We start from the raw sequence: 11,086 nt of genomic DNA on the forward strand, positions 1-11,086 counted from the left end.
TGCCGGACGGGCAGGTCTTCCTGCCCCCGCCCCCCGGCCCGGATACCGCGCAGCGCGCGACGGATGCCAGCATCTACGCCATGACCCGCGCGCTGGAGGGCACGCCCCGGTGGCAGCTTGCGCAGGCCGATAACCGTGACACACCGGCCCATATGGTCTCCGCCTTTTCATGCGCGGTGGGCTTTACCCTGCCGCCGGAACGCCTGCCCGAACTGGTCGGGCTTATGACACGCATCGAACGGCGTCTGGCACCTGCCGTGCATGAACAGAAAATGCTCTGGAACCGTCCCCGCCCGTTTGCCGAGGCCGAACTGCCGCTCTGCATCCCCCTGCGGCCCGACCTGAAGCAGGACCCTTCCTACCCATCATTCCATGCAACGCTGGGCTGGGTGGCGGGGCTGGTGCTGTCCGACATACTGCCCGAACGCACGGCATGGATCATGCAGCGCGCGCGCGTGTTTGGTGAAAGCCGCGTGGTGTGCGGCGTGCAGTGGCATAGCGATGTGGTGGCCGGGTGGCTCAATGGCGGCGTGCTGTATTCCGCCATGGAGCAGGACGAGGGCTTCCGGCAGGAAATGGATGCCGCCCGTGCCGAAGTCATGGCCCTGCGCGCCACCATGGCCGCACCCCCCGCCGCCACATGCGCGGTGGAGACGGATGCCGCCGCCCATCCGCCCCAGTAAGGTTGCGCGTAAGGTTATGCGCGGATCAGGACAGGAACCCGATCCGCTTGTTGCCCTCACGTCCCGCGATTTCGGCCTGAAGGCGCTCAAGCAGTTCGTCAGGCGTCAGGGTTTCATCCAGCAGGCGCGCGCGGCGGAGTACGAGCGCGAAGTCCGATGGCACCAGCGTCTGGGCATGGCGCAGGCCCGCGGGCGGTTCCTGCCCGAAGAACCGGCGGAAGGCATGCGCCGCCTGTTCATGGGTCAGGTAGCCAAAGCGCGCCCGGAACAGGAAGCGCCGCATGCTGGCGGGGTCCAGCTTCTCCACCAGGTTGGTGGTGCAGGCAAAAGGCAGGGGATGCTGTTCCATCCATGTCAGCATCTCGTTGACCTGGCTGACCTCCCATGACCGCTCGGCGGCACGGCGGTCCCCCAGCAGGCCATCGGCCTCGTCAATGATCAGGAACGCACCGCTGTCACACGCTTCGGCAAAGGCGGCGGCGATCTGCTGCTCGCTCTGGCCCACATATTTGTCCAGCAGGTCGGAGGCGCGCTTCTGCAGGACCGGCATGTCCATTTCCGCCGCCAGATGGCGGGCATAGGCGCTCTTGCCCGACCCCGGCGGCCCGGACAGCAGCAGCGAGACCGCGCGTGGCGCACCCGGCCGGGCAAGGCGGCGGGTCAGGGCCTGCAGGTCACAATCCGCATTGATCAGGGTGGCGTCGTAATCGGTCACATCGGGCTGTGACGGCATGGGCATCTGCCCCCCCGCCGCCGCGCGGGCCAGCCCGGTCGCGATCATGCTGGCCATGGCGGAATCACCGCCTGCCAGATGGGTCGAGCGCAGCGCGTTGCGGAAGATGGCAGGGGCTGCCGGAATGGCACGGGCCAGATCAGCCGCGTCTGCCGGGGCAAGGGCGACCTTTTCCTCCCGCGCCATGTCCTGCCACAGCCGGGTGCGTACGCCGATGCCGGGCTGGCGCACCTCGATGCACAGCGCCATGCGCCGCGCGATGGCGGGGCCGAGCGTGTTCAGGTCGTTTGCGGTCCAGATCACGGGCGTGCCGCCCTGTTCCAGCATGCGGTGGAAGAAGACGCGGCTGTAGGACTGCGGCGGGTCGAACAGGCTGGAGGTGAACAGGTCCTCCGCCTCGTCAAACAGGAGGATGGATTCCGTATTGCGCAGCAGGCGCGTGCTGCACCGCAGGTCCGCCAGCCGTTCATGACGGGAGGGTTCATCCCCCGCGCTGTCAGCCTCGCCCACCGGATACAGGATCGCGCCGATATGGTGCGCCAGTGTTGCTGCGAATTCGGTCTTGCCGGTTCCGGGCGGCCCATACAGCAGGATATTGATGCCCGTGCTGTGCTGGCGGATGGCGGCGGTCAGCAATTTGGCCGCGATTTCGGCCTGCTGGCCCAGATGGGCGAAGGCCTCCCACGGCAGGGTGGCCGCGCGCGGCTGGCCCAGCAGCAGGGAGCGGATATCGCCCACCACGTTCGCGCGTCGGTTCATAAGCGCCATGAGCCGGGGCAGAAGGGTGATGTCACCGTCCTCATCCACGGTCATGAGGCCGCTCATGCGCAACTGTCCGTCCGGGGCGAGGGCGGTGGCGAGGTCGTCTTCCTCCTGCCCCAGCAGCAGGTGCAGCAGCGGGATGTCCTCGCACAGGAACGGCCCGCGCGAACGGTTTTCGCACAGGTCATCCCACAACTGTTCAAAATGGCCGTTCAGGCGGTAGCACATGGCCAGGCCCAGAACCTCGCTTGCAACGCGGCCCAGCCCCGTGGCCTGCGTCAGTTCCGCAAGCCATGTATCCACATAGCCATGTTCGCCGCCGTGCTGCACGCGCGCCTCGTCCAGCGCGTGGCCAAGGCGCTTCCATTCCAGTGCGGTGGGCGGGTTTTCACCATCATGGCGGGGGGCGGCGGGCAGCACCTTGTCCGGCAGGTCAAGGTCGGGCTGGGCCTGCACCACGCAGCGCACCAGCGCCCCGGCATCGCGTGATCCACGATGGATCGAACCATGCAGCGTACACAGCATTTCCAGCAGGCGGCGCGTCTCGCCACGCACGCGCGGCGAGCGGGCCTGTACCGTCCTGCGGCGGGGTGCCGGTCTTCTGCTTTTGGCTAATGCCATCAATCGGGTCTCCTGCTACTCCGGTATGAATATAGGTCTTGCAGGCCCGGATGTCGTGGGGGAGGGCGATATGTTTTTTCCTCCCCCCGGTTTCTACTGGCTCCGATGCGACAGGGCAAAGCCGGTTTCCACCTGGCTGAGCAGGGTATCAAGCTCCGTGCGCCGCAGCGGGTCGGTGCCGGTGGCCACGTGGGTCAGGGCGCGCTTTTTCAGGCTTCCCGCCACTTTCGGGTTTACGGGCCGGTCCGAGCCATTGCGCAGCAGGTCGGCAATGGTCGCGCCCTGCGTGTGGGCGGCCTGCGCCACGGCGAAGGCGAGGTGGTTGACCACGTTCTCCATCTCGAACCGCCCGAAGCGCGAATGGCAGCGGCTGAGCTGTTCCAGCGCCGTGGCGTAGCGTTCCACCGGGCTGGACTGCCCGATTGCGCGGAAATGCTGGTTGTGATGCGCCATGGCCAGGTTGTGTTCCTCGCGCGCCAGATCCCATTCACCTATGGCGGTGCATTCCGTCTGGATCAGGCAGTGCAGCGCACGCGCATTCAGGCAGGCGGAAACAAAATCGGGATAGGTGATGTCATTCCAGCTTGGAGATCCCCCGCCGCGCCGCATGGCGAAACGGAAGCCCCGCCGCCCGTCGATCCCGTACAGGATGGTGGCCGCGCCCCGGCAGAGCGGGTCGGTCCCGGTCACCATGATGTGCCCGGCATCGGTGCGGTGCATGTAATGCTGCCACGTCAGCACATCGAGCAGGCTTTCATCCTCCACCACCCGGTCCGTATGGCGGCGGGCGTGGATCATGAAGCTGGTGGCCGACAGGCCCGTCACCGCGCGCGGCGCGAAATCGACCTGCCACCACAGGCATGCCCGGATCAGGTGGAACGCCAGCGCGTCGCACAGTTCCAGCAGGCTGGTGTTTTCCGCTTCCGTATCGCCTGCCTGGACATCGCACAGGGCCCGGACCGCCTTGAAGCGGTTTGACAGGAGATCAAGCTGGCGGGCCAGCGGCTGCCAGGGGTCGAAATAGTTCACCAGCTTTTCGGGCCGGGAATGCTGCAGATGCCAGGTAGCCGGGGCGGAGCGTGTTTCACGCATCGGGCGGTCCTTGAACTAGGTGTAACCAGAGGAACTGCATGATCGGGCAGTGTGTTTTCGCGGGGATGCCTGCTCCCTGCCGGGCCATCACGCATGGGGGCGGGGGTGAAGGGTTATGCCGGGTCTGGATTGTGTATCGGGGCATCGGGTCGGGCTGGCGCGGGAAGACCTTCCACAACGCCATTAAGAATCATTATAAGGGCAAAAACGTGATAATGGTTATTAATATCATATTAAATCCATGACAGGTTGCGATGTGCCTTGCCGTCGCGCTGTCCGGATGCGGCCGTAACACGGCATGGGCGGTCCGGTTCGGGCATGGCACGCGGCTGTGAACGGCCGGGCATGGATTTGCAAACATTGAAGTGCTGCAATATGCCAGACGCCATCATACCCGATGTATAATGGCAGGAGAAAGGCAGGCATGGCCAACGTGGAACAGCCCCGGCGGCGGACCATACGTGATGTCACGAAGGGGGAAGTGCCCGGCGTGTGGCTGACAGCCTATACCGCGCCCATGGCCAGCATGCTCGACCCGCATGTTGATGTGCTGCTGGTGGGGGATTCGCTGGGCATGGTGGTCTATGGCCTGCCTGACACGCTGGGCGTCAGCATGGACATGATGATCGCCCATGGCGCGGCGGTGGTGCGCGGCTCGCGCCAGGCGCTGGTGGTGGTGGACATGCCGTTCGGCTCGTACCAGGAATCACCCGCGCAGGCGTTCCGCAACGCCGCCCGCATCATGGCGGAAACCGGCTGCGGCGCGGTCAAGCTGGAAGGCGGCGTGGAAATGGCGCCCACGGTCAGCTTCCTTGCCGCGCGTGGCATACCCGTATGTGGCCATGTCGGGCTCATGCCGCAGGCAGTCAAGGCCACGGGCGGCTTCCGCACGCAGGGGCGTGATGTGGAGCAGGCGAGCAAGGTGCGGGCGGATGCCCACGCCATTGCCGGGGCCGGGGCCTTCGCCATCGTGCTGGAGGGCACGGTGGAACCTGTCGCGCGCGAGATCACGACCGGCCTCGATGTGCCGGTCATCGGCATCGGGGCTTCCCCCGCATGTGACGGGCAGGTGCTGGTGGTTGATGACATGATCGGGGCGTTTGGCGGGTTCACCCCGCGCTTTGTCCGGCGCTATGCCGATGTGGGCGGCGTGATTGACGATGCCGCCGCACGCTATGCGGCAGACGTGCGCGCCCGGAGCTTTCCCGGCCCGGCGGAATGTTTTGGCGTGCGCCGCCAGATCGAGCAGGGCTGAAGCCGCGCGGGGTTCGCCGGTTTGCCGTTCAGAACCCCGAAGCCGCCGTGAACAGCACTGCCAGCCCGCCGCCCACGTAGTATTGCGGGCCATCAGCAGCCGTAAGCGTGGGCGTGGCCACGCCGGACAGGTAATGCTGGTTGGTGATGTTGATGAAATTCATCCGGAATTCGGGATGCGAGAGGAAGGCATGGTCGTCCATGCGGTAGCCGATGGCCAGGTTGCCCGTGGTGTGGTCGGGCATGCGCTCGTCATTCATGAAGGTCGAGTACTGCCGCCCCGTGTAATGGACGGAAGCCATGCCGAAGATGTGGCCGTCATCATAACTCAGCCCGGCGGAGGCCTGTAGCGTGGGGCTTTCCACCGCCGTCCTGCCGCGTGTGTGGAGCAGCCCGGTGGCGGAGGGAATATCGTCATCAATGGTTGCGCGCAGGTACTCCCCGGACAGGTAGGGCGCGAAATGGTGCCACGGCCTGAGCCCGATTTCTACATCCACCCCGCGTGATGTCTGCCCCCCGCCATTGATGGTGGAATCCACCTGCGCGCCGTTCACGTTCAGCAGGGTCTGGATTTCACGGTTGGTGAAATCGTAGTTGAACAGGGTCAGGCTGCCGATGATCAGGTTGCCGTTATAGCGGTAGCCCAGCTCCTCGGAGACGGAATATTCATTCTTGAGCTGCGTGGCGATGCCGCTGGCCGTCACGCCGCCAAACAGGGCGCTTTCATCGGGGGTGCGGAAATTGGTCGTGGTGTTGAAGAACACCATGTGCCGTGGCGTGATGCGATAACGGATCGCGATGCGGGGCAGGGGCACCGCCGTATTGCTGCCCGCCGCACTCTGCACCCCGGCGGAGGTGGTGGTGCCATGGCGGTCCAGCATCACTTCCTTGAATCCCACATCCACCATGAGCCTGTGGCCAAGGAAATGCATCCGGTCCCCCAGGTACAGCGCATTGGTCTGGGAAATCATGTGGTAGCTGCCTGCATCGAGCTGCTGGCCATCGGGCAGCAGTACCGTGCGGCTTATGCGGTCCACCCATATGTCGGCCGCGTTGCCGCTAGCGCTTACGGCGGTGAAGGGCTGGTGTTCGCTGTCATCGGAATAGTCGTACCAGTAACCGAACACCAGGTCATGGTTGCCAAGCTGCCAGTCCAGCGCCGCGTTGAAGCCGGAACGGTAGCTGGTCTGGGTCCAGTTGGCGCGCACCACGGCATCCGCGTCCGGAACACCGGCGGGGCTGGGGCCGCTGAACATGCCCGTCTCCCCCATGGTGGTGCCGCCGGGGTCATTGCCATAGCTCCACTGGGCATAGGGCGTGAGCTTGAGGTGCAGGTTGTCCGCCAGCGTCAGCCGCGCGGGGGCGGCCATGTAGAATATCCGCTCGGGCTGGCGGTACAGCGCCCAGTAATCCGTGCCCCCGGCGGCGTCGTTGGGGTTGTAGGTGGCGGCAAGGTTGTTCGCCGCGCCGTGCGGGCCTTCGGCCTGCCAGTCCGCCTTGTCCACGGGGGGATAATAGCTGGCGACCATGGTGTTCCATGTGCCGATGACCGAAACACGGTTCCCCGCCCCCCATTCGCGCAGGAACTTGAAGTCGATGTGCTGGCGTTCGTCATGGCCGGGGCCACGCCAGTTATCGGTATAGCCGTGGGAATAAGAGACAAAGCCGCGTATGCCGGTATGCCCGATCTGCCCGGTTTCCAGCCGCAGGAACTGCCGGTTGGTATTGTACGAACCATAGGAGACATCCGCATACCCCCCCGCACGGGTGGAGGGGTCACGGAAGGACATGTCCATAAGCCCCCCCGCCGCGTTGAGCACCGGGGCGTCCAGATCCGCCGATCCCTGCTCCAGCGAGACACTCTGGTAATTCTCGGTATCGGCAAACTGGCCGGGGTAGCCGTTGTAATAGGCGATGTCGTTCAGCGGCATGCCTTCCAGCAGGTAGCCGATCGAATCCCCGCCCAGGCCGCGCACGCTGATATTGGTCTGGGGTGAAAAGCCAAGCGGGTCGGAGGAGGAGACATTGGCGCCGGGCAGCAGGCTGACCATGTCGAACGCCGTGGCGCTGGGGGCCTGCTTGCGCATGAAATCCGTGCTGATGGTGCTGATGGACTTGGCTGCGTCCTCCGCCCGGATCAGCCCGCCGCCGGGCTGGGTGCCAACCACGCGCTGGCTTGTTACCGTTAGCGTTTCCACCTTCTCGGCGGGGCGGGTGGCGGGCCGGGCCGTGGTGACGGGGGGCGGCGTGTTGTCATTGCCCACGGCTACGCCCGGGCCCAGCCCCAGCATCGCACCCAGCGCTGCCGTAAGCATGTGCCGGCATGAAAAGGCGCGGCCATCGGGCGCGACTGGGGGGCAGGGCGTGCGCGGCATTGGGTGTTCCTGAAAAAAGTCTTTTTATTTCATTGTTTTGTGCCATCCCGGGCCGGGCATGACATCGCTTGAACAAATCGGGGACCGCTATAATATACGCATAAGGCGTATCGTAAGCCCTGTTATCGGGCATATCCCGTATAATTGTGCGGGCAGGCAGGAAGGTTCGCGGGTGGGACAGGAATCGGCACATATCGTACGCAGCTACGAGCAGGAACTGGAGCATCTGCGCTCCATGATGGCGCGCATGGGCGGGCTGGTGGAGCGGCAGACATCGCAGGCCATCGCCGCCATTGCCGACCGTGACGAGAACGCCGCCGGCGTCGCCTCCGACCTGGACCCGCAGGTCGATACGCTGGAGCGCGATGTGGAGGCCATGGTCATCCGCATCCTCGCCCTGCGTTCACCCGTGGCCGGGGACCTGCGGGAAGTCGTCTCCGCGCTGAAGATCACGGGGGACATGGAGCGTATTGGTGACTGTGCAGCTTCCATCGCGCGGCGTTCGCTGCGGGCGGAACTGCTGACATCGCGCATCTCGCTCAGCGGGCTGCGGGGCATGGGGCGGCTGGTGCAGGACAACCTGCGCCGCGCCATTGATGCCATGAGCCAGCGCAATCCCGACCTTGCGCGTGAGGTCTGGCAGTCCGATACGGCGGTGGATGAACTGTACAACGCCATGTTCCGTGAACTGGTCACGTACATGATGGAAGACCCGCGCAATATCGGGGCCTGCACGCACCTGCTGTTCATTGCCAAGAACCTCGAGCGCATCGGTGACCACGCCACCAACATTGCCGAGCGTGTCTATTACACCGCAACGGGCGAGATCCTGCCCGTTGTCCGGCCGCGTGGCGGGTTTTCAGGGCAGGGGAACTGACATCCGTGCAGGGTGAAAAATCACTGCGTATCCTTGTGGCGGAAGATGACGCCGCCCTGTCCGTTATGCTGGTCTATAACCTTGAGGCGGCGGGCCATGCCGTCATGCCGGTGGATAACGGCGTGGACGCCCTGCGCGAAGTGGCGGAGTGGAAGCCCGACCTGGTGCTGCTGGACTGGATGATGCCCGGCCTGTCCGGGGTGGATTTGTGCCGCAGGCTGCGCATGGCCACCGCGACGCGGCACCTGCCGGTCATCATGCTGACCGCACGCGGAGAGGAACAGGATTCCATCCGCGCGCTGGACCTTGGCGCTGATGACTATCTGGTCAAGCCATGTGCGATGGATGTGCTGCACGCGCGCGTGCGCGCCGTCATGCGCCGCAGCCGGGGGGCTGCCGCAGTTCCTGCTACGGCCCAGAGCGATGATGAGCTGAGCTTTGCCGACATAACCCTTGACCACGGGGCGCGGCGCGTGACCCGGGCGGGGAGTGCGCTGGCGCTGGGGCCTACGGAATACCGCATCCTGCTGCATCTCATGCGCAATCCGCGCCGGGTGTTCTCACGTGCGGAAATACTGGCCGCCGCATGGGATGACCGCATCCATGTGGAGGAGCGTACGGTGGATGTGCATATCCGCAGGCTGCGCATCGCGCTCAATGCCACGGGCGGGCCGGACCTGATCCGTACGGTGCGCTCCAGCGGTTATATGCTTGATGACGGGAAGGTGGACTGAACGCCGTCCACCGTGTGGTCACGTTCCAGCTTCGCGTAGCGTTTCAGCGCGCGGTCACGGCGCAGGCGTGACAGGCGCTTTATCCAGAAAATGCCGTTGATCTGGTCGATCTCGTGCTGGAGGCACACGGCCAGCAGGCCATCCGCTTCATCCTCGGCCTGCGTGCCATCAGGCCGGGTGTAGCGCACTCTTACGCGCGCGGGCCGGGTGAGGGGCGCGTGGATGCCGGGCATGGACACGCTGCCTTCTTCCTGCGTTGCGGTTTCAGGGCTGTGCCAGACAATTTCCGGGTTGGCATAGACGCGCGGGCCGTGCCCGTCCGTGGGCAGGTCAATCACCACAAGCCGCTGCGCGATCCCGACATGGCATGCGGTAATGCCGATGCCGGGGGCCGCGTGCATGGTTTCCAGCAGGTCATCCGCCAGTTGCCGCGTGGCGGGCGCGGTGGCGTCAACAGGTTCCGCCACCTGTTCCAGGCACGGATGGGGAAAGCGGATGATGGGCAGGATGGCCATGGATCAGTACAGGAAGGGACCGTTATCGTCCGCGTTCAGGTTGGTGTAATAGGGAATGTAGAAATTCATGCCGAACGGGCTGTAGGTATGGTCCACGCCCGATACGGGGCGCAGCGGCTTGACGTTGTGTTCAGCCAGGCAGTCATACAGCGTCTCGCGCAGGTGGGCTGTGTCCTTGTCCGATTTGGGCGTGCCATAGAACAGGTCATGCGCGAAGGGTTTGCAGGCCTCGGGCGTGTGGTCGTAATACGCTGCGTACTGGTTCTGCCTGTTCTTGCTGATGTCCTCGTCCGTGATCCACTGATGCGTGGCGACGGAGGTGTTCCAGATCTGCTTCCAGCCCGTATGCATGTGGGACAGGCGGGCGATGGCGACCCCGTCCTGCCGTGTGCCATCGCGGCGCACAAGGCTGCCGTGGCAGGCCATGACCTGCACATGGTCGTTATAGATCGCACTCTTGACCGTGCCGTCCTCGAACCGGATGGCGGGCGACGTTGCGCCGGGTGTCTGGTTGGCGGCGGTCACGATGGCGGCGGTTACCGTGGGCTGGCGGCAGTAATTCGCCATGGGGCGGGGCATATGCTGCGCGCAGGCGGCCAGACCGAGCGGGATACAGATAGCAACAAGACGGCGCAACGGTTTCTTCCTCTGCTATGTGGCGCATGACAGTATCATGCGCCTCTCCGCTCTGGCCTATAGAAGCGGGATTGACCCCACAACAATATAAATTTTCAACACCGCCCTGTGCTTTTGTCTCTTTCCTGCCACAGCCCGCGCGCCAGTGCGGGCGGGGCGGCCTGCGGTATCAGAATGTCAGGCTGCTATGCAGGCCAAAGACGGCCTCGTTACCCACGCGGCGGGAGGTCGTCCAGTCATAGACCCCGCCGGAGGGATGCCAGATGTACTGGAAGTCCGGCTGCATCACCATCCATGGCGTGACCTGCGCCTGATAGGTCAGTTCAAGGTGGTTTTCATTGCCCTGCACCATGGTGCCGCTGTCACGGTCGAACTGGCGCTGGCCCGAACTGGCGCGGCCGATCCCCCAGCCCAGGCCGACCGTATCGTTGTCACGCCCTTTGAACGGGGCCTTGAGGTTGATGCCTGCATCAATGGCGAAGCTGATCAGGTTGCGGTCGCCGCCATTGCCGGTCGCGCGTGCAAATACGCCCACCGAGCGCGGTGACGTGAGCGAGGGCCGCCAGATCATCTGGTCAATGATGCCATAGACCATCCAGTTGCCCCGGTCCCACCGGGGCGTCAGGTCGCTCTGGGTGCTGTTGGGGTTGACCGATGCCGCGCCCAGCGAGCCGCCATTGCGGTTGTAGCGGTAATCGGGGAATTTGGCCGTATCATAGTACCCACCCAGCTTGTACACGCCCGGCAGGCCGGGGTTTTTCGTCACGTTGGTCATGTCGGCGGGCTGGGGGTTGAGCGCGTATT

10 protein-coding genes are annotated in these 11,086 nt (G+C 64.8%); 4 read left to right on the forward strand and 6 right to left on the reverse strand.

What is annotated here, in order from left to right; translation table 11 throughout:
- The coding region (locus DY926_RS11645; RefSeq protein WP_148707770.1) for an acid phosphatase at window positions 1-683 on the forward strand (683 nt) is incomplete at its 5' end.
- A 25-nt stretch (window positions 684-708) separates the two neighbouring features.
- Here DY926_RS11645 and DY926_RS11650 read toward each other — a convergent pair.
- The gene (locus DY926_RS11650; protein WP_116703531.1) at window positions 709-2,733 is read right to left on the reverse strand and encodes an AAA family ATPase; all 2,025 of its coding nucleotides are present in this window, start codon (window positions 2,731-2,733) and stop codon (window positions 709-711) included.
- Between the two features lie 159 nt (window positions 2,734-2,892).
- Window positions 2,893-3,891: a hypothetical protein gene (locus tag DY926_RS11655; RefSeq protein WP_116703532.1), complete on the reverse strand. Its 999-nt coding sequence runs from the start codon at window positions 3,889-3,891 to the stop codon at window positions 2,893-2,895.
- A gap of 424 nt (window positions 3,892-4,315) precedes the next feature.
- Between DY926_RS11655 and panB the strand changes: the two genes are divergently transcribed.
- Window positions 4,316-5,146 carry a 3-methyl-2-oxobutanoate hydroxymethyltransferase gene (gene panB / locus DY926_RS11660; protein WP_116703533.1) on the forward strand — a complete coding sequence of 277 codons (831 nt, stop codon included), beginning with the start codon at window positions 4,316-4,318 and terminating at the stop codon, window positions 5,144-5,146.
- Between the two features lie 28 nt (window positions 5,147-5,174).
- On the opposite strand, the gene DY926_RS11665 is transcribed toward panB, so the two are convergent.
- On the reverse strand, window positions 5,175-7,520 hold the full coding sequence (locus DY926_RS11665) for a TonB-dependent receptor (protein WP_116703534.1): 2,346 nt from the start codon (window positions 7,518-7,520) through the stop codon (window positions 5,175-5,177).
- 172 nt (window positions 7,521-7,692) lie between these two features.
- Here DY926_RS11665 and phoU point away from each other — a divergent pair, with 172 nt between their 5' ends.
- Together phoU and DY926_RS11675 are read left to right on the forward strand one after the other, a co-directional pair.
- Window positions 7,693-8,397 (forward strand): phosphate signaling complex protein PhoU, encoded by a 705-nt coding sequence (gene phoU / locus DY926_RS11670; protein WP_116703535.1) that lies wholly within the window; start codon window positions 7,693-7,695, stop codon window positions 8,395-8,397.
- A 5-nt stretch (window positions 8,398-8,402) separates the two neighbouring features.
- Window positions 8,403-9,131, forward strand: a complete 729-nt coding sequence (locus DY926_RS11675; protein WP_116703536.1) for a response regulator — start codon at window positions 8,403-8,405, stop codon at window positions 9,129-9,131.
- Here DY926_RS11675 and DY926_RS11680 read toward each other — a convergent pair.
- From DY926_RS11680 to DY926_RS11690, 3 genes are all read right to left on the reverse strand, one after another.
- Window positions 9,101-9,646, reverse strand: coding sequence for a peptide deformylase (locus tag DY926_RS11680; RefSeq protein WP_116703537.1), 546 nt, complete (start codon window positions 9,644-9,646; stop codon window positions 9,101-9,103). The two genes, DY926_RS11675 and DY926_RS11680, sit on opposite strands and share 31 nt — an antisense overlap.
- A 3-nt stretch (window positions 9,647-9,649) precedes the next feature.
- Window positions 9,650-10,282: a hypothetical protein gene (locus tag DY926_RS11685; RefSeq protein WP_241503185.1), complete on the reverse strand. Its 633-nt coding sequence runs from the start codon at window positions 10,280-10,282 to the stop codon at window positions 9,650-9,652.
- 169 nt (window positions 10,283-10,451) lie between these two features.
- Window positions 10,452-11,086 (reverse strand): carbohydrate porin (locus DY926_RS11690; protein ID WP_148707771.1); only part of this gene is annotated, 635 nt, incomplete at its 5' end.

Origin of the sequence: Komagataeibacter melaceti, assembly GCF_003403295.1 — a bacterium.
Lineage (GTDB): Bacteria > Pseudomonadota > Alphaproteobacteria > Acetobacterales > Acetobacteraceae > Komagataeibacter > Komagataeibacter melaceti.

Excerpts from the sequence above, each read along its gene's own strand:
- panB (WP_116703533.1), top strand. The coding sequence starts at position 4,316 with ATGGCCAACGTGGAACAGCCCCGGCGGCGGACCATACGTGATGTCACG.
- DY926_RS11680 (WP_116703537.1), bottom strand. The coding sequence starts at position 9,646 with ATGGCCATCCTGCCCATCATCCGCTTTCCCCATCCGTGCCTGGAACAG.
- DY926_RS11655 (WP_116703532.1), bottom strand. The coding sequence starts at position 3,891 with ATGCGTGAAACACGCTCCGCCCCGGCTACCTGGCATCTGCAGCATTCC.
- DY926_RS11665 (WP_116703534.1), bottom strand. The coding sequence starts at position 7,520 with ATGCCGCGCACGCCCTGCCCCCCAGTCGCGCCCGATGGCCGCGCCTTT.